Source organism: Paraburkholderia sp., assembly GCF_047605525.1.
Classification (GTDB): Bacteria; Pseudomonadota; Gammaproteobacteria; order Burkholderiales; family Burkholderiaceae; genus Paraburkholderia.
The window spans coordinates 15,191-34,413 of record NZ_JASGFN010000020.1; the positions used below are offsets into that span (position 1 = coordinate 15,191).

16 protein-coding genes are annotated in these 19,223 nt (G+C 63.9%); 9 read left to right on the forward strand and 7 right to left on the reverse strand.

What is annotated here, in order from left to right:
* Nucleotides 1-135: 135 nt before the first annotated feature.
* From QM685_RS25700 to xylA, 4 genes are all read right to left on the reverse strand, one after another.
* Nucleotides 136-1,335 carry a sugar ABC transporter permease gene (locus QM685_RS25700; RefSeq protein WP_415120711.1) on the reverse strand — a complete coding sequence of 400 codons (1,200 nt, stop codon included), beginning with the start codon at nucleotides 1,333-1,335 and terminating at the stop codon, nucleotides 136-138.
* Entirely contained in the window at nucleotides 1,332-2,891 is a 1,560-nt protein-coding gene (xylG, locus tag QM685_RS25705) for a D-xylose ABC transporter ATP-binding protein (protein WP_415120713.1), read from the reverse strand. Before xylG ends, QM685_RS25700 begins: the two co-directional genes overlap by 4 nt.
* Before the next feature lie 94 nt (nucleotides 2,892-2,985).
* Nucleotides 2,986-4,014, reverse strand: coding sequence for a D-xylose ABC transporter substrate-binding protein (xylF, locus tag QM685_RS25710; protein ID WP_415120715.1), 1,029 nt, complete (start codon nucleotides 4,012-4,014; stop codon nucleotides 2,986-2,988).
* 67 nt (nucleotides 4,015-4,081) lie between these two features.
* A complete protein-coding gene (gene xylA / locus QM685_RS25715) occupies nucleotides 4,082-5,404 on the reverse strand; it encodes a xylose isomerase (RefSeq protein WP_415120717.1) in 1,323 nt (440 codons plus the stop codon).
* Nucleotides 5,405-5,633: 229 nt separating this feature from the next.
* Between xylA and QM685_RS25720 the strand changes: the two genes are divergently transcribed.
* From QM685_RS25720 to QM685_RS25755, 8 genes are all read left to right on the forward strand, one after another.
* Nucleotides 5,634-6,860, forward strand: a complete 1,227-nt coding sequence (locus QM685_RS25720; RefSeq protein WP_415120719.1) for a XylR family transcriptional regulator — start codon at nucleotides 5,634-5,636, stop codon at nucleotides 6,858-6,860.
* A gap of 43 nt (nucleotides 6,861-6,903) precedes the next feature.
* On the forward strand, nucleotides 6,904-7,989 hold the full coding sequence (locus QM685_RS25725) for an aldose epimerase family protein (RefSeq protein WP_415120721.1): 1,086 nt from the start codon (nucleotides 6,904-6,906) through the stop codon (nucleotides 7,987-7,989).
* Nucleotides 7,990-8,181: 192 nt separating this feature from the next.
* Entirely contained in the window at nucleotides 8,182-8,490 is a 309-nt protein-coding gene (locus QM685_RS25730; RefSeq protein ID WP_415120723.1) for a DUF4148 domain-containing protein, read from the forward strand.
* A 305-nt stretch (nucleotides 8,491-8,795) separates the two neighbouring features.
* A complete protein-coding gene (locus QM685_RS25735) occupies nucleotides 8,796-9,749 on the forward strand; it encodes an AraC family transcriptional regulator (protein WP_415120725.1) in 954 nt (317 codons plus the stop codon).
* Between the two features lie 186 nt (nucleotides 9,750-9,935).
* On the forward strand, nucleotides 9,936-10,493 hold the full coding sequence (locus tag QM685_RS25740; RefSeq protein WP_415120727.1) for a carboxymuconolactone decarboxylase family protein: 558 nt from the start codon (nucleotides 9,936-9,938) through the stop codon (nucleotides 10,491-10,493).
* Nucleotides 10,494-10,546: 53 nt separating this feature from the next.
* Nucleotides 10,547-11,368 carry an isocitrate lyase/PEP mutase family protein gene (locus QM685_RS25745; protein WP_415120729.1) on the forward strand — a complete coding sequence of 274 codons (822 nt, stop codon included), beginning with the start codon at nucleotides 10,547-10,549 and terminating at the stop codon, nucleotides 11,366-11,368.
* A gap of 57 nt (nucleotides 11,369-11,425) precedes the next feature.
* The gene (locus QM685_RS25750; protein WP_415120731.1) at nucleotides 11,426-11,821 is read left to right on the forward strand and encodes a RidA family protein; all 396 of its coding nucleotides are present in this window, start codon (nucleotides 11,426-11,428) and stop codon (nucleotides 11,819-11,821) included.
* 288 nt (nucleotides 11,822-12,109) lie between these two features.
* A complete protein-coding gene (locus QM685_RS25755) occupies nucleotides 12,110-12,745 on the forward strand; it encodes a helix-turn-helix domain-containing protein (RefSeq protein ID WP_415120733.1) in 636 nt (211 codons plus the stop codon).
* A 29-nt stretch (nucleotides 12,746-12,774) separates the two neighbouring features.
* On the opposite strand, the gene QM685_RS25760 is transcribed toward QM685_RS25755, so the two are convergent.
* Both QM685_RS25760 and QM685_RS25765 read right to left on the reverse strand, forming a co-directional pair.
* A complete protein-coding gene (locus QM685_RS25760) occupies nucleotides 12,775-15,771 on the reverse strand; it encodes an FAD-binding and (Fe-S)-binding domain-containing protein (protein WP_415120735.1) in 2,997 nt (998 codons plus the stop codon).
* A 49-nt stretch (nucleotides 15,772-15,820) separates the two neighbouring features.
* Nucleotides 15,821-16,858, reverse strand: a complete 1,038-nt coding sequence (locus QM685_RS25765) for a DUF1338 domain-containing protein (RefSeq protein ID WP_415120737.1) — start codon at nucleotides 16,856-16,858, stop codon at nucleotides 15,821-15,823.
* Nucleotides 16,859-17,025: 167 nt separating this feature from the next.
* On the opposite strand from QM685_RS25765, the gene QM685_RS25770 reads away from it, so the two are divergent.
* A complete protein-coding gene (locus QM685_RS25770; protein ID WP_415120739.1) occupies nucleotides 17,026-17,958 on the forward strand; it encodes a LysR substrate-binding domain-containing protein in 933 nt (310 codons plus the stop codon).
* Between the two features lie 24 nt (nucleotides 17,959-17,982).
* Here the strand turns inward: QM685_RS25770 and hppD are convergent, their stop codons facing one another.
* On the reverse strand, nucleotides 17,983-19,110 hold the full coding sequence (hppD, locus tag QM685_RS25775) for a 4-hydroxyphenylpyruvate dioxygenase (RefSeq protein WP_415120741.1): 1,128 nt from the start codon (nucleotides 19,108-19,110) through the stop codon (nucleotides 17,983-17,985).
* Nucleotides 19,111-19,223: the final 113 nt, after the last annotated feature.

Genomic DNA, 19,223 nt, shown 5'->3' on the forward strand with positions numbered 1-19,223 from the left:
GGACACGCCGTGGGGCGCGGGAATGCGGGCGGGGGATGACAGCAAGGGAAATCGTGGGGCGTTTCATTAACTGCGCGAAAAAACGGGGTGTCCCGGCCCGCGCCGGCCCCACCCCGGTTCCTGCAATTCAGCGCGTCAGCGGCGGTTCGAGCCGGCCATCACGTCGATCCACACGGCCAGAACGAGAATGCCGCCCTTCACGATCATCTGCCAGTAGGCGTCGACGTCGAGCATCGACATGCCGTTGTCGAGGCTCGCCATCACCAGCGCGCCGATCAGCGCGCCGTACACGGTGCCGGAACCGCCGCGCATCGACGTGCCGCCGATAAAGCACGCGGCGATCGCATCGAGCTCGCCCATCGAACCCGCCGACGGCGAACCGGCCGCGAGCCGCGCCGTGTTGACGATGCCGGCGAACGCGCACATCAGCCCCATCAGCGCGAAGATCGCGAGCTTCACGCGCTCGGTATTCACGCCGGACAGCCGCGTCGCCTCGAGGTTCGAACCGACCGCGTAGATGCGGCGCCCGAACACGGTCTGCGTCGCGATCCACGTGAAGATGCCGAGCAGCGCGAGCAGCAGCAGCACGGGAACCGGAATGCCGCCGTAGCGGTCGAGCGTGGCGACGAAGCCCGCGAGAATCGCCCCCGCGCCGATCACTTTCGCGACGTCCTGCCAGAACGGCACGACCCGCAACTGATAGCACTGACGGTTCGCGCGCTGGCGGATCGTCAGGAATGCGAGCAGCACGAACAGTATGACGGCGAGCGTGTCGCCGGCAAGCCGCGGCAGATAGCCCTGGCCGACGAACACGAAGCTGTCCGACACCGGCGCGATCGTCGAACCGCCGGTAATGCCGAGCAGAATGCCGCGATACGCGAGCATGCCGCCGAGCCCGACGATAAACGACGGCACGCGCCGGTACGTCGACCACCAGCCGTTGAACATGCCGACCGCCACGCCCAGCAACAGCACGACCGGAATCGTCACGCCGATCGGCCAGTGGCGGTTCACGTCGAGAATCGCGGCGACGCCGCCGAGCAGACCGAGCAGCGAACCGACCGACAGATCGATCTCGCCCGCGATGATCACGAACACCATGCCGCACGCGAGCATGCCGGTAATCGACATCTGCCGCAGCAGGTTCGACAGATTGCGCGGCGTAACGAACGCGCCGTGCGTGAGCACCGAGAAGAACGTCCAGATCACGGCGACCGCAATCAGCAGCGCGAGAATCTTGTAGCGCGCGAACAGTTGCTGGATACGCTGGGTGCCGCCGAATGCGCGTCGCGGTACGGCATCGTCGGTGCGTTGGGAAGTCACGTCGGGAGTCATGCGGCACTCGCTGCGGTTGGGTTCGAAGATAAATGCGCGGGGCGGATCGCGGCGCCGAGTATGTCCTCCTGGGTGAGGCCATCGTTGACGAAGTCGCCGCGCAACTCGCCCTCGCCGATCACGAGCACGCGGTCGCTGATGCCGAGTACTTCCGGCAATTCGGACGACACCATCACGATCGACATGCCGCGCTGCGCCAGTTGAAAGATCAGCTTGTAGATTTCGTATTTCGCGCCGACGTCGACGCCGCGCGTCGGTTCGTCGAGGATCAGCACTTTCGGATCGGTCAGCAGCATGCGCGTGAGCACGGCCTTCTGCTGGTTGCCGCCGGAAAGACTGGCGATCGACAGCATCGGATTCGCGGCACGCACCGAAAGCCGCTTCATCTCCGTGTGGATCGTGTCGAGCTCGGCCGCGGAATCGATTCGGCCGCCCGATGCAAAACGCTGCAACACCGCGAGCGTGATGTTGTGACCAACGCTCAGGCCCGGCACGATGCCGTGGCGTTTGCGGTCCTCCGGCACCATCGCGATACCCGCGCGGATGGCGTCGATCGGCGCGTTGATTTTCAGCGGCTTGCCGTCGAGCACGACGCTCGCGTTGCTGACGCCGGCATACGCGCCGAAAATCGCCTGCATCAGCTCGGTGCGGCCCGCGCCGACCAGTCCCGCGATACCGAGAATTTCGCCGCGCCGCAACGAGAACGACACGTCGTCCACGCGCTTGCGGCGCGGATTCGTCACGTCGAAGCAGGTGACATTGCGCGCTTCGAAGATCACGTCGCCGATCGGATGCGGCTCGCGCGGAAACAGGTTCCTGATCTCGCGGCCGACCATCAGCGAGATGATGCGGTCGGTCGTGAGCGCGTGCATCGGCTCGGTCGCAACATGACGCCCGTCACGAATCACGCTGATCGTGTCGCACACGGCCGCGACTTCGTCGAGCTTGTGCGAGATGTACACGCAGGCAATGCCGCGCCGCTTCAGATCGCGCACGATGTCGAGCAGAATCGCGATTTCCGCCGCGGTCAGCGACGACGACGGTTCGTCGAGAATCAGCAGCTTCGCGCGCTTGTTCAGCGCCTTGGCGATTTCGATCAGTTGCTGATGGCCGCCGCCGTAGTTCATCACAGGTTGCGCGGCGTTGATACCGCTGATGCCGAGTTCGCGCAGCAGTTCGTCGGCGCGCTGATACATCGCCGCGTAGTTCATGCGGCCGCCGGGCAGCGTGATCTCGTTGCCGAGGAAGATGTTCTCCGCGACCGACAGCTCCGGCACGAGCATCAGTTCCTGGTGAATGATGATGATGCCCGCGCGTTCGGTATCGCGGATGCTGGTGGCCCTCAGCGGTTCGCCTTCCCATCTGATTTCGCCGTCCCAGGTGCCGTGCGGATACACGCCGGAGAGCACTTTCATCAGCGTCGATTTGCCCGCGCCGTTTTCGCCGCACAAGCCCACGCATTCGCCCGGCGAGACGGTGAGGTCGATGCCGTCGAGCGCCTTCACGCCGGAAAAAGCCTTGACGATGCCGCGCATCGCCAGAAGAGGTTGCGTCATTCACTATGCCTCGCTGCAAGGTGGGTGAGCGGCCACGCTTCGCGGGTGTCGCCGCCCGCGAAGCGTGGGAATCGTGCCGCGCCCGTCTTCCGTCTTATTTGCTCGCGAGCTGATCCTGCGTGTAGAAGCCATCCTTCACGACGAGGTCGATGTTCGCCTTCGTCAGTTTGGTCGGCTGTAGCAGCACGGTATCGACCTTCTTCCTGCCGTTGTCGTATTGCGCGTTGAAGACCGGCTTCTCGCCCTTCGCCAGCGCCACCGACAGCTTCGCCGCCTCGCCCGCGATCAGCTTCAGCGGCTTGTAGACCGTCATCGTCTGCGTGCCGGCCACCACGCGCTTCACCGCCGCGAGGTCGGCATCCTGACCGGAGATCGGCACCTTGCCCGCGAGGTTCTGCGCGGCCAGCGCCTGGATCGCGCCGCCGGCGGTGCCGTCGTTCGACGCGACGACCGCGTCGATCCTGTTGTTGTTCGCGGTCAGCGCGTCTTCCATGATGCGCAGCGCCGTCGCTGCGCTCCACTCCGGCACCCACTGCTGGCCGACCACCTTGATGTCGCCCTTGTCGATCGCCGGCTGCAGCACCTTCAACTGGCCGCGGCGCAGCATCTTCGCGTTGTTGTCGGTCGGCGCGCCGCCGAGCAGGAAGTAGTTGCCCTTCGGCCGCACGTCATAGACGCCCTGGGCCTGCATTTCGCCGACCTTCTCGTTGTCGAACGAGATATATGCATCGATATCCGCATCGAGAATCAGACGGTCATACGACACGACCTTGATGCCCGCTTTCTTCGCTTCGGCGACCACGTTGCCGAGCGTCTTCGAATTGAACGGCACGATCACGATCACGTCGACGCCGCGCGAGATCAGGTTTTCGATCTGCGAGATCTGCCGCTCCTCGCTCGCGTCGGCCGATTGCACCGACACCTTCGCGCCGAGCTTTTCCGCCGCGGCAACGAAATAGTCGCGATCGCGCGACCAGCGCTCGACGCGCAGATCGTCGATACAGAAGCCGATTTCCGGATGATCCTTGCTCGCGTGCGCGAGCGGCGCGGCGAGCGAAAGGCTGGCGAGTACCGCTCCGCACAGCAGCGAACCCAGTACATTGCGACGCATGGCGAATTTCATTCTCTGTCTCCTGATGTTGTGATAGCCGGAATACCGGATGTATCGGTCTGCGCTGCGAGCCGCGGGCTCAACGTCCGCTATAAATCGCCTGATTCACGATGTTCTCCATGCGCTCCTGCTGTCCGCTCGCATGTTGCGGATTGAGATCGCGTGCCAACGTGTCCGCCGCGAGCGTCGACAGCGAATAGTCGCCGGACAGGATCTTGCGGCCGAACTCCGTCTCCCAGCCCGCGTAGCGCTGCCGCCTGAACCGTTCGAGACGCGCGTTTTCGATCAGCACGGCCGCGCGTTCGAGGCCGAGCGCGAGGTTGTCGATCGCACCGATATGGCCATGGAACAGGTCCTCCGCGTCGACGCTCTGGCGCCGCACTTTCGAATCGAAGTTCATGCCGCCGGTCGTGAAGCCGCCGTGCCGCAGAATCTCGTAGAAAGCGAGCGTCAGCTCCTCGACGCTGTTCGGGAACTGATCGGTATCCCAGCCGTTTTGCGGATCACCACGATTCGCATCGACGCTGCCGAAGATGCCGAGTGCGAACGCCGTTGCAATCTCGTGATGGAACGAATGGCCCGCAAGCGTCGCGTGATTCGCCTCGATGTTCACGCGAATCTCCTTGTCGAGCCCGTATTGCAGCAGGAAGCCATGCACGGTCGCGACGTCGTAATCGTATTGATGCTTGGTCGGCTCCTGCGGCTTCGGCTCGATCAGCAACGCGCCCTTGAAGCCGATCCTGTGCGCATGCTCGACCACCATGCGCAGAAAGCGCGCAAGCTGCTCGCGTTCGCGCACGAGGTCGGTATTGAGCAGCGTGTCGTAGCCTTCGCGGCCGCCCCACAGCACGTAGTTCTCGCCGCCGAGCCGCAGCGTCGCGTCGAGCGCGTGACGCACCTGGGTTGCGGCAAACGCGAAGATCTCCGGATTCGGACTAGTTGCGGCACCGGCCGCGTAACGCGGATGCGAAAACAGATTGGCGGTGCCCCACAGCAGCTTGACGCCGGTGTCCTGCTGCTTGCGCGCGAGGTAATCGGACACGCGCAGGAAGTTCTCGCTGTACTCTTTTACGCTCGCGCCTTCGGGCGCGACGTCGGTATCGTGGAACGTGTAATACGGCGTGCCGAGCTTCGAGAAGAATTCGAACGCGGCATCGGCCTTTTGCAAAGCGCGCTCCATGGCGTCGCCGGGTTGCTGCCACGGGCGCCGGAACGTGCCCTGACCGAAGATATCGACGCCCGGCCATACGAACGTATGCCAGTAGCACACCGCGATGCGCAGATGTTCTTCGAGCGTCTTGCCGAGTACCTTCCGGCTTTTGTCGTAATGGCGATACGCAAGCGGATTGTCCGATTGCGGGCCTTCATAACGGATCTCGGGAATGCGTTCGAAATAAGACATCACAGCGTCTCCAGTTTTTTGTTGCACCGCAACTCGCGCGACAGTGCCGAGCCGGCCGACGGGGTGACGCCATGCTGCCGTTTGCACGGTGTGCCGGCAATTGCGAAATTGCGCAGTCCGCTTGATGTTTCTTACCGCCCCGCGCGTTTGTTTACCATCGCTGCGCGATTCGGGGCCTAGAATAGCCGGACGCTTAAAAACGGAGCCGCCCACCCGCCGCATACCCCCCATGACCCGTCCGCAAGCCCCCCAAACGACCCATCGGATCGCGCTGTTGTTCAACGCGAACAAGGTGTACGACCGTGAAATCATCACCGGCATCGGCAACTATCTGCTGTCGACGCGAGTCGCGTGGGACCTGTTCCTCGAAGAAGACTTTCGCTGCCGGCTCGCGGGCATTCAGCGCTTCGACGGCGACGGCATCATCGCGGATTTCGACGATCCCGCCGTCGACGAAGCATTGCGCGACTGTCCGCTGCCGGTGGTCGCGGTCGGTTCGTCGTACGAGGATCCGACGCAGTACCCGCCGGATTTGCCCTATATCGCGACCGACAACAGCAAGCTCGTGTCGCTCGCGTATACGCATCTGATCGGCGCGGGTCTCGAGAACTTCGCGTTGTACAGCCTGCCGCAGGCGCAGGAAAACCGCTGGGCGCAGCAACGCGAACTCGCGTTCGCCCATTTGCGCGGCCAGGACGGACGCAGTGCCGAACAGATCGACAGCGAGATCTATCGCGGCCTGTCGACCAGCGCGCCGTCATGGAACCAGGCAATCGAGCAGCTCACCACGTGGCTGCGGCAATTGCCGAAGCCGGTCGGCATCATCGCGGTAACGGATGCACGCGCGCGGCATCTGCTGCAGGCGTGTCTGATCGCCGGCATTCCGGTGCCCGAGGAAGTCGCGATCATCGGCATCGACAACGATCCGCTCACGCGCACGCTGACGCGCATTCCGCTTTCGTCGGTGATTCAGGGCACCGAGGAAATGGGCCGCACCGCCGCGCACATCCTGCATCAGATGCTGCGCGGCGCGCGTTTTCCGGGGCGCCGCATTCTCGTGCCGCCGGTCGGCATCAACGTGCTCGAATCGACGCGACATCAGCCGCTCGCGAGTCCGTACGTGATGCGCGCGCGACATTTCATCCGCCAGTACGCGTGCCAGGGCATCCGCACCGAACAGGTCGCCGACTATGTGGGCGTGTCGCGTTCGTCGCTCGAGGAGTACTTCCGGCGCGAGCGGCAATGCACCGTGCATCAGGAAATCCTGCGCCATAAGCTCGACGTCGCGAAGTCGCTGCTCGCGAAACGCGATGCGTCGATCGCGGAAGTGGCGATTCGCTGCGGCTTCACATCGCTGCAATACATGTACGCGGTATTTCGCCGCGAACTCGGCTGCACGCCGCGCGAATATCAGGAGCGCGTGAGTATTCCGAAACCGACGAAAGCGGCTGGCTGAATCTGCTTTTTCATCGCTTCTTCTCTTTCTCTCGCACTGGCCAATGATCAGCATCGCACAACTTTCTTCCGGGCCGTGGGGCACGCTGCACGGCGGCGATCGAGTCAGGCTCTACACGCTGCGTAACGCGCACGGCATGAAAGTCGCCATCAGCGACCTCGGCGCCACGCTGGTTTCGTGGCACGCGCCGGATCGCGCGGGACGCCTCGGCGATATCCTGCTCGGCCACGACACACCCGACGAATACGTCAAGGCGACGACCTACATGGGCGGGCTGATCGGCCGGTGGGCGAATCGCATTGCCGGCGCGCGCTTCTCGCTCGACGGTATCGAGTACACGCTCGATCGCAACGAAGGCACGAACCTGCTGCACGGCGGCACGGTCGGTTTTCATCGCGCGCTATGGGACGTCAGCGAGGACGACGGCACGTTGCGGATGCGACTCGAGTCGCCCGAAGGCGACGCCGGCTTTCCGGGCAACGTGACCGTGCAGGTGCGCTATTCCCTCGATGACGACGGCACGCTGACGATCGAATACGAAGCGATCAGCGACGCGGCGACGCCGCTCAATCTGACGAGTCACCCGTACTTCAATCTGACAGGCCGCGCGGGCACCGACATTCGCGGCCATGTACTGTCGATCGATGCCGAACGCTTTTTCGAAGTCGACAGCACGATGATTCCGTGCAAGCTCGCCGACGTCGCCGGCAATGCCTTCGACTTCCGGCAGAGCGCGCCGATCGGCGCGCGGCTCGACTGGCCGCACACGCAGCTCGCGCGAGCCGGCGGCTTCGATCATTGCTACGTGCTGCGCGAGCCGCCGGATGCCACCGCGAACGGCAATACACCGCCGCTGCGCGAGGTAGCGTGCGCCTACGATCCGGGCAGCGGACGCGAGCTGACCGTGTCCACCGATCAGCGCGGCTTGCAGTTCTACACCGGTAATGCGCTGAACGGCGACGCGGGACGCGGCGGCGTTCGCTATCCACGGCATGCCGGTTTGTGCCTCGAGGCAGGCGGTTTTCCGAACGAGATCAATATGACCGGACACGACGAAGTGATCGTGCGGCCCGGCGATACCTACCGGCAACTGACCGCCTATCGTGTCGATGTTCGCAAGGGTGTCTAAACGGATTTACGCGAGCTTTCCCACTGTTTTACGAAAACCGGCGCGGCGAGATTACAGCGTGCCGACTGGTTGTTTGCTGCAATACTGAATTAACGCCCTGGTAGTTTCCCCAGGCTTCGATGCTTCCTAGACTCCGTTCATGGGTGCCGGTCATGCCACGGCACCGGATAGACAATGTCGGAGGTAAACATCATGAAATCGCTGATTCAGGCAGTCGCACTGGCGGCTGCGATCGTCGTGCCGGTCGCGTCGTTTGCGCAGTCCGGGCAGCCGGTCACACGCGCGGAAGTCAAAGCGCAAATACAGCAGCTCGAACAGGCGGGCTATAACCCGGCGACAGCAACAGACTCCAGCTATCCCGCCGACATCCAGGCGGCCGAAGCGCGCGTGGCCGCGCAGAACGCGATGGCTCACGGCGACAATACGGGCTATGGAATGCCGGCAACGGGCTCGTCGCAAACGGGTCAGCACCCGATGGTGACGAACCCGGCGGACCAATGACGACTGCTGCGAACGTATAGCGAGTAACGAATAGCAAGCAAAGAGTAGTGAGGAGTAGTGGTCTGGGAGACCATTCAGGTTTTTACGGCTTTGCCGTTTCTTTGCCGTTTCTTTGCGGGATGAAGCGAGCCATGCTTTTCCAGGCATGTGCTCGCTTTTTGCATTTTGCGCGGCCTGATCGTGAAGCTTGAAGAAGTGAGAAAATACGCGCACTTCCGATTTGCCGAACAACACGCGGGCAAGCTGTCTTCCGTCTGGTTCTGTTCCGACTCGCCCGCCGCACCGAGCCCGAAGATATGCCACCCGTGACCGCCTCCAACGCCTCCCGCATCGCGCAGAAAGATCTCGACGAACTCATGACGCTGCTCGAGATTCAGGTACTCGGCCTGTCCGAATGCCTCGTGAGTCCGGGCTTCATTCTCGAACTGGACGGCCATGCCGCGCCGGGCATTCACTACATTCTTTCCGGCCGCGGCAGGCTGCATATCGAAGGCGGCACGCCCGTCGAACTCGTGCCGCACACGTTGCTGATCGTGCCGCCCGGGCACCCGCTCAGACTCGAAGTGCAAGGCCAGCATGCGGGCATTGCGCCGACCACGGTGCTCGGGCGCGAGCACAAACGCGTCGTCGATTCGGTGAGCCGCTTTCGCGCCGGCAACGAAGAGCCGATGACCGTGATGATCTGCGGCTACTTCAGCGCGACGTACGGCGCGTCGATCGATCTGTTCCAGACGCTGTCGACGCCGATCGTCGAGCATTTCGACGCGACGGACCGGCTCGATGTCTATCTGCGCTCGGCCTTCGACGAACTCGCCGCGCAGGAAATCGGCGCGGGCGCGATGTCCGGCGCGCTGCTCAAGCAGGTCATCGTCGCGCTCGTGCGGCGCTCGTTGAAATCCAACGCGTTGTGGATGGAGCGTTTCGCGCTGCTCGGCGATCCGCAGATCGCGCGCGCCTTCGCCGAGATGGTCGCACGCCCGGCCGCGCCGCATACGGTCGCGAGCCTCGCCAACACCGCGTTTCTGAGCCGCTCCGCGTTCATGGCGCGCTTCTCCGAAGCGCTCGGCCAATCGCCGATGCAGGTGCTGCGCGACATCCGCATGCGCCAGGCCGCGGTGCAACTGCGCAGCGGCGACGCGCCGCTCGATCAGGTCGCGCGCAACGCCGGCTACGCGAGCCGCGGCACGTTCGTGCGCGCGTTTCGCGATGTCTACGGCACGAGCCCCGCCGATTACCGGACGGATGCGTCCGCGGCGTGAGCCGGCAAGCATACGCGCTTCGATGCTGTTCCGAGGTTCTCCCACCCCATGCACGTGCCGGACTTTTTCACCCATTTGCCGGACCCCGTGCAAAGCCCGCCAACCTAGACTGCTGTTCATGCAGGCACGCCGACGCGTCCCGCTAGCAAGCCCCAAACCGTTTTTCAATCGAACAGGAGAACCAGCATGGCACGCATCGCCATTCCCGCCGCCGATCACACGCCCGACGCATCGCGCCCCGTCGTCGACGCCATCACGAAGCAGCTCGGCATGACGCCGAACCTGTTCCTCATCATGGCGCAGAGTCCGCAGGCGCTCAACGGTTGGGCCGCGTTGCAAGGCGCGTTGCAGAAAACGCTCGACGCGAAGCTGCGCGATGCGATTGCGCTCGCCGTGTCGCAGGTCAACGAATGTCAGTATTGCTTGTCCGCGCATACGTACGTGGCGAGCAACTTCGCGCATATCGACGCTGACGAGATTCGCCGCAACCGGCTCGGCCAGTCGGGCAATCCGCGCACCGCGGCGGCCGTCGCATTTGCGAAAGCGCTGATGCAAACACGCGGCAAGGTATCGGAAGCCGATCTCGATAAAGTACGCGCGGCCGGTTTCAGCGATGCGAACATCGTCGAAATCATCGCGTTGAGCGCGCAATTCATGTTGACGAATTTCATCAACAATGCGTTCGATACGGACATAGACTTCCCTGTGGTGAATCCCGATTTACCCGAGCCCGAGTTGACCTGACATTGCACGATCAACGAGGGAGCCACGGCTCCCTCATTTTCAGGAGATACGCCATGCCTCGCACCATCGCCGAAAAGCGCGCCGCCTTCCGTGCACTGCACACGTCTGGCTGTTTCGTGCTGCCCAACCCGTGGGATGCGGGCAGCGCCCGTTATCTGCAAACCCTCGGTTTTCAGGCGCTCGCCACCACGAGTTCCGGTTTTGCGTGGTCGACCGGACACGCGGACAACACGCTGCCGCGCGACGCGATCCTCGCGCATCTGCGCGCGATCGTCGACGCAACCGATCTGCCGGTCAACGCCGATTTCGAAAACGGCTTCGGCCGCGATCCGGAAGGTGTCGCCGAAAGCGTGAAGCTCGCGGTCGAAACCGGCGTCGCCGGATTATCGATCGAAGACTCGACGGGCGACGCGGCCGCGCCGCTCTTTCCGATCGACGTCGCGGTGCAGCGGCTCAGCGCGGCACGGCGCGCAATCGACCAGAGCGGCGGCGATACGCTGCTGATCGGCCGCGCGGAAAACTTCTTCGCCGGCAAACCCGATCTCGCCGACGCGATCACGCGTCTGAAGGCCTACGCGGCGGCGGGCGCCGATTGCCTGTACGCGCCCGGCATCCAGACCCGCGAACAGATCGAGGCGGTGGTCGCCGCAGTCGCGCCGAAGCCCGTCAATCTGCTGATCGGCTCGACGTCGACTCTCACGTTGCAGGACGTCGCGGCGCTTGGCGTGCGGCGCATCAGCGTCGGCGGCGGACTCTCGCGCGCGGCGTGGGGTGGCTTCATGCAGGCCGCGCAGGCGCTGGCCGACGGCCGTTTCGACTTCAACGGCGCGACGCCCGGCTCGAAGCTCGACGAGCTTTTCGGAGGGGGCGCGTGAAGCCGTGAAAGCTCAAAACCGTCGCACAAGCGAACACGCCTTTAACCGGAGATCACCATGACCCGCGAAATCATTCGCGTCGAACCGTTGTCCACCTACCTCGAGAACTGGAAAGCGCCGACTTCCGCAGTGACGCGTCACGGCGATACGGTCTACGTATCGGGCTTTCCACCGTTCGATCCAGAGACCGGCGAGGTGGTCGATGCGCCGATCGAGCGTCAGACCGAACTCGTGCTCGAACAGATGAAGCTCTGTCTGGAGACGGCCGGCTCGTCGCTCGAACACGTGCTCAAGTGCAATGTCTATTGCACGTCGGTCGACCGGTTTGCCGCGGTCAACGAGGTCTATAAGCGCTATTTTCCGGTCGATCCACCGGCTCGGATTTTCGTCAACGTCCCCGCATGGCCGGGACATTTCGACATCGAGATCGATTGCGTGGCTGCTGTCAAATAAGCCCGCTCACAGGCTTTGCTCAGAGGCGTTCGCAATATGCGCGGGTCGAGGCGGAAACACGCGGGTTTCCGATGAGAAAAGCGCGCGGACGCCTCGGCCGGTCCATAACCCGGCGCCTGACTCCCCACATCGAACCACGTTGGCACTGAGTACAGGTGCTCAAATCACTGCTCGCCGCCCCGCCTTCCCATCGTCCATGTCCGCTGAATCCGACCGGCGCGCCAAATGTTATTATCGGAAACATCATCCGCCACGATAAAGCGCGTACCCGAACCAGCAGCAACCCCCATGGACACCCATCTCATCAAATCCGCCGACGCGTCCACCACCGATCTCGGGCGGCGCGTACGCGCCGCCCGTCAGGCGCAGGATCTGACGCTCGAAACGGCTAGCCGCTTGTGCGGTGTGTCCCGTTCGACGCTGTCCAAAGTGGAAAACGGCCTGATGTCCCCCACTTTCGACGTGCTGCAGAAAATCGTGCTGGGCCTGAAGATCGAAATCGGCGAACTGTTCGGTTCCACGCCGAAAGTGAGCGCAAGCGGCCGGCGCGCGCTGACCCGCAAAAACGAAGGCCAGCGTCATGCGTATCGCGGTTATCAGATGGAGTTGCTGGCCACCGATCTCGCGCACAAGGCGATGCTGCCGTTTCGCATCCGCATCTCGGCGCACACGCTCGACGCCTTCGACGACTGGGGGCGCCACGAAGGCGAGGAATTCCTGTATGTGATCAGCGGCAGCGTGTGCCTCTATTCGGAGCTATACGCACCGACGCACCTGAACGCGGGCGACAGCCTCTATTTCGACAGCCGCACGGGCCACGCGGCAGTGTCCACCAGCGAGGAAGACGCCGAAGTGTTGTGGATGGCGACGAATGCGGATCTGCCGCAAACGCCGCCAGGCGCGATCGATGCGGCGAAGAAATAACGCGCACGTGCGGCGCGGTGTGTGAATACTCAACGCGCCGCCAACGCCCGCTGCGCGAGTTGCGCGATATGCAGCGCGTGCCGTCCCGTGCCGTGCTCGATCTGTTCGCGGCAACTAAAGCCGTTGGTCAGCACGATCGTTTCCGCATTCACCGCCATTGCCTGTCGCACGGCGGGAAACAGCTTGTCCTCGCCGATCTTCTCGGACATCGCGTGATGTTCGACGTTAAAGCCAAACGACCCCGCCATTCCGCAGCATCCGGTATCGAGCAGTTTCCATTTCACGCCGAGCTTGCTCAGCAGCGCCGCATCGCCCTGCATGCCGAACAACGCTTTCTGATGACAATGGCCGTGCACGATCACGTCGGCCGCGAGCGTCGGCCACTCGAACGGCTGACGCACGACGAAGTCGGAGAACAGAAACGTTTGCGCGGACAGCTTCTTCGCCAATGGGTGATCGGGTAGTTGCTTCGGCAATTCATCCTTGAACACCGACAAACAACCCGGCTCGAGACCGACCAGCGGCACACCGGCGGCGATATCGTCCGCCAGATCATCGACGATCTGCGTCAGCCGTTCGCGCGCGCGTTCGAGCAGGCCGAAGTCATACAGTGGACGCCCGCAACACAAACGGTTCTTCGGCAGCACGACGTGCCAGCCCAGTTGCGTCAGCACGTCGGCGGCGGCCCGCGCGATCTCCGGTGTGAAATGGTCGTTGAACGTGTCGACCCAGAGGATCACTTTTTTCGCGTCGCCGCGCGCGCGATTCGATGCTTGCGATGCGGCTTCCCTATAAGAGGTAACCGCAAACCTCGGCAACTCACGCGCCTGCGATACGCCAGCCAGCCACTTACCGAGCGCGGACAAACCCGGCGCCGCCGTCATGAAGTTCGTCAGACGCGGAAAACGCGCGGCCCACGGCGCCCATTCGCCGATTCGCCCCATGAAGAGCGCCTGACGCGGCCGCCGGTTCTTTTCATAGTAGTGTGAAAGAAACTCCGCCTTGTACGACGCCATATCGGTATGCGTCGGGCAATCGGATTTGCAGCCCTTGCACGCGAGGCAGGTATCGAGTGCTTCTTTCACTTCGCGGCTCTGCCAGCCATCGGCGATGACCTCGCCTTGCAGCATTTCCCAGAACAGATGCGCACGGCCGCGCGTCGAGTACTTTTCTTCGCGCGTCGCGCGATAGCTCGGGCACATCGTGCCGCCTTCGAGCGAGCGGCATTTGCCCATCCCGATACAGCGTTCGATCGCGCGCTGAAAGCCGTCGCCCTCCTGACTCCCGAACGCGAGTTTCGTGTGCAGCGTCACCGGCTTGTACGTGGGCCCCATGCGCAGGTTTTCATCGGCGCGATACGCGTGTACGACCTTGCCCGGATTCAGGCGATTGGCCGGATCCCAGATCGCCTTGAACCGCTCCATTGCCTGCATCAGTTCGGGGCCGTACATGATCGGCAGAAACTCGGCCTTCGCCTGGCCATCGCCGTGTTCGCCCGACAGCGAGCCGCCGAATTCGACCACCAGTTCCGCCGCCTCGCGCAGAAACCCGCGCCATGTCGCGATGCCTTCCGCGCTGCGCAGATCGAACGTGATACGCGCATGGACGCAGCCGTCGCCGAAATGGCCGTACAGGCTCGTTTCGTAGCCGTAGCGATCGACGAGCGCCTGGAACGCGCGCAGATAATCGCCGAGACGCAGCGGATCGACCGCCGCGTCCTCCCAGCCGACCACCGGATCCGGCTTGTCGCGATCGATCGACAACGCCACCGCCGACGCACCCGTCTCGCGAATCGACCACACCTTCGCCTGCAGCGCGCGATCCTCGACGAGCATCGTCGAGACGTTCGGCCCCGCTTCGCCCGATGCGAAATACGCGGCAGCGGCCCGCGCCTGCTCCAATACCGCGTCCTGCGTCTGCGCGCCGAATTCGAGCACGACCCACGCATCGCCTTCGGGCAACAGCGCGATTTCGTCCTTCTTCAAACCGCGCGCCTGCAAGCCGCGAATGATCGCGCGATCGAGCCCCTCGATCGCGATCGGCCCGCAGCGCATGAAATGCGGCACGGCATCCGCCGCCGTATAGATGTCCGTGAAGCCCACGACGACGATCACACGCTTCGCCGGACTCTTCACGAGCCGCACTTTCGCCTGCAACGTGACCGCGCAGGTGCCCTCGGTGCCGACCAGCGCACGCGCGACGTTGAAGCCGTTTTCCGGCAACAGTTGATCGAGATTGAAGCCCGACACGCGCCGTTTGATCTGTGGGAATTTCGCGCGAATCTGCTCGGCGTAGGTATCGCGCAACTGTTTGAGCGCCGCGTAGATTTCGCCCTGGCGTCCGCCCGCGGCGATGATGCGTTCGAGTTCTTCGTCGGAGGTCGGGCCGACCCAGAAGCGCGCGCCGTCGAAGGTCGCGACTTCCAGCGCCTCGACGTTTTCGACCGTCTTGCCGGCCATCACCGAATGCGCGCCGCACGAGTTGTTGGCGATCATGCCGCCGAGCGTGCAGCGGCTGTGCGTGGCCGGATCGGGCGCGAACGTGAGGCCGTGCTGCTCGGCGGCATCGCGCAGCGTATCGCACACCACGCCCGGCTCGACGATCGCGACGCGCCCGACCGGATCGACCGAGACGACGCGGTTCAGATACTTGCTCGCGTCGGCCACGACCGCGACGTTCACGCACTGGCCGTTCTGCGACGTGCCGCCGCCGCGCGCGAGAAACGGCACGTCGTTGCGCCGGCACACGGCGAGCGTGGCGAGCAGATCGTCGATATCGGCGGGCACGACGACGCCGAGCGGGATTTGCCGATAGTTCGACGCATCGGCTGCATAGACAGCCCTGGAACCCTGATCGAAGCGCACTTCACCGCGCACCTGCTGGCGCAGATCGCTTTCCAGCGCGCGCAACACGGCGTCGCTCGCCGCGAATGGCGTCGCGACACGCGGCTCGTTCGGCGCGTGCCGGCTCGCGGCATCGTTCGCGCGCACGCCCGTGCGCTGCTCTTCATCCAATGACGTACCCACTCTGCGCCCCTCGTCTGCGATACCCGGCGCCCGCGCTGCCGCCCTGCGCTCAGGCCGCCTGGCTTGCGGTCATCCGGAAGATGCCCTGTGCGTTGCCCGCGTCGAAACGCAGGTCCGTTTCCCAGCGGCGCGCGTCCTGATCGAAACTGCGCTTGCGCGTAATGAATTCATAGAACGAGCCCGGCACGTCACGCGTGACGATGCTGCCGTCGGCCGCGCGAAATTCACGCTGCACGATATCCGCGCGATACGCAGTCTGGAACACGCGGCCGGAACGCGAATGCTCGACTTCCGGCTTCATCGGACGACCCTTCGCCTTCTCGTCGTCCGACAGCCTGAAGACGTCCGCGACGCGATCCGTCGCGTGATTGAACGCGTTGCCTTCGGTCGCGATCCACGCCATTTCCGCCGATTCCTTCAACAATACTTCGTAATCGGCTTCGCGTGGCATGTCGTGCTGACGCGCGAACGCGCCGACGATGACCGGTAGCAATTCGTGCGCCGCATCGAGCGGCAGCACGCCGTCGCGCTCGAGTTCCCACAGCAGGCCGCTCGCGCGCGGCGTCAACGGATCGCGCGAAGTGCCGATCACGTTCGTCAGCGCCTGCTGGAACGCTGGCGAAAAACGTTCCGGGTGCAATTCGCTGACGAAGAACTGCGCGATCTCGTCGGGCGCGTCGTCATGCGCCCACGCGCGGCCGGTCATGCCGAGGCGATCGAGCGGATAACGGCCGTTGATGCGAAAACCGAGCGGCCGCAGGATGCGCGCGAACGCGGCCTCGCCGGACGGCAGCGCGCCGTTATGCGGCCAGCGCACGGTGCGCAGCGCGCCGTGATCGAAGTACACGCTGCCGCCCGCCGCGACCGTTTCCTCCGTATAGCGGCGGCCATTGGCGGAACGCGCGAGCAGATCGTCGAACAGCACCATGTTCATCGCCTGCGCGAGTTCCGCGCGCGTCACGCTGCCGCTTTCCCACTCGTTCAGCACTTGCGGATGGTTCAGCGTCGTGAAGAGCCGCGCGGTTTTCTCCACGCCCAGCAGTTTCAGCAGCAGTTGTTCGACATTCGCATTCTTCTGGTTTCGCATCCGTATTCTCCACGCGCTATTTCGAGCACTCGCATCGAGGCCCGACGGTGCCGGCCGGCGCAAGCATGACACGCGACACGGCCTTATAACGGGCAAGATTATTCAAAACCCGCGGCGTCGCCGTAAAGCGAGATAAAATCGCCACTTGATGCGTTTTTGGAATTAACGTGCGAAAGTTCAAGATTCCCAACATGGGCGCGTTGCTCGCTTTCGAAGCCGCCGCGCGGCACGAAAGCTTCACGCATGCGGCGCGCGAGCTGTTCCTTACCGAAAGCGCGGTGTCGCGGCAGATCAATACGCTCGAAAGCAATCTCGGCGTGCGGCTGTTCGTGCGCGTCAAGCAGCGTGTGGTGCTGACGCGGGCGGGCAAGGTCTATAGCGCGCAGGTGCGGCGCGCGCTCGAACAGCTCGACCGCAACACACTGTCGATCATCGCGCACGGCAGCGGCGGCGGTTATCTGGAGCTCGCGGTATTGCCGACCTTCGCGTCGCAATGGCTGATTCCGCGCATGGCGGCGTTCAACGAACAATACCCTGACGTGCGTGTAAACATGGGCGTGCGCACCGCTACGTTCCCGTTCGCCGACACGCATTTCGAAGCCGCGATTCACTACGGCAAACCGACGTGGCCGGGCACATCGGCGGATTTTCTGTTCTGCGAGGAAGTGGTGCCGGTGTGCGCGGCGAATCTGCTGAAGCGACCCATCCGTAATGCCACCGAGCTGCTCAACTATCCGCTGCTGCATTCGACGACTCGCCCCGACGGCTGGGCGACATGGTTCGCGAGTCTCGGCGTCGACGACAACCGCACGATGCAGGGCGTGCGCTACGAACTCCACACGATGCTCATTAGCGCGGCCGCGGCCGGGCTCGGCATCGCGCTCGTGCCGCGCTTTTTCGTCGACAGGCAGCTCGAGCAGTTCGGCCTCGCGATTCCGTTCGATGCGCCCGCCGTCGCCGATGCGGCGTACTACCTCGTTTATCCGACCGAGCTGAGCCACGGCAAACCGCTCGCGAGTTTCCGCGAGTGGCTGCTGCGGGAGGCCGCCACGTATGGCGCGATTTTTCCGGAGTTGGCGCGGCGGCCCGCGGGCGCGTGATCGAAGGTGGGACTGAGCGGGTGATCAGCGGCCCTCGCGCGCCTGCGCGAGCGCGGCGAGATTACCTTCGCCGAAGCCGTGATGCCCCTGACGCTGCACGATCTCGAAGAAAATCTCGCCGGTGCGGCGGCGCACGAAGGTCTGGAAAAACAGCAGCGGCACGCCGTCCGCGCCGATTTCGCCATCGACGAGCACATGCGTGCGCCGCAGCCGCTCGACATCGAGCCCATGGCCCGGCAAACGGGCATCGAGCTGATCGTAATAGCGCGTCGGCGGCTCGACGAATTCGACGCCATTGGCAAGCAGCCGCTCGACGCACGCGAGGATATCGTCGGTGGCGAGCGCGATATGCTGCACGCCTTCGCCCGGATGGTCGGGCAGATATTCGTGCATCAGGCTGGTCCGGCGCGTGCCTTCCTCATAGAGCGGCACGCGGATCGCGCCGCACGGCGACACCATCACGCGAGATTCCGACGACACGTGCCAGTTCGCGTGCAGTTCATGAATCTCGCGGAAGTTGAGCAGGTCGCGATAGAAGTCGATCCATTCCTGCATCCGGCCTTCGCCGACCGTCTGCGTCAGATGATCGACCGCAATGAGGCCGCTGCCCGTATGCTTGAGATCGGCCTCGGCCGTGTCGATTTCGATCGGCCGGAAGTCGATGTCGAAGATCGAAATATCGCCGAGGCCGCCACGCTGGCCGCCGCGCCCGCGCCAACGGTCGACGAAATAGATATGCGAATCGCCGATGCCCTGGATCGCCGGAATCAGCAGCTCGCCCGCGCCGATGCGCTCACCTTCGAACTCCCATGCGCCGAGTTCCACCGCGCGCTCGAACGCGCGCTGCGCGTCGGCGACACGAATGCCGATCGCGCAGATGCCGACGCCGTACTCCTCCGCGTAGCGCGCGGCGAACGAATCGGGCTCCGCATTGATCAGGAAATTCATCTCGCCCTGGCGGTACAGCGTGACGTCCTTGCTGATATGGCGCGCGATCGCCTTGAAGCCGAGCCGCGTGAAGGTCTCGCCGAGCGCCCGCGGATCCTGCGCGGCGAACTCAACGAATTCGAGGCCGGCCGTGCCGAGCGGATTGTGCTCAGGCGCCGACACGGCGCGCTGCGCGGCCTCTGGAGTGGGCAAGTCGCTGGGCATGGCAATCTCCTTGTACGGTCTTTCGACGCGGCGGCCGGTCTTTGCGGGGTTCGGCGCCAACCGCTCCGGCCGCTCGCGATGAAATGCATGATGCGTGATCTGGCGTGATGTGC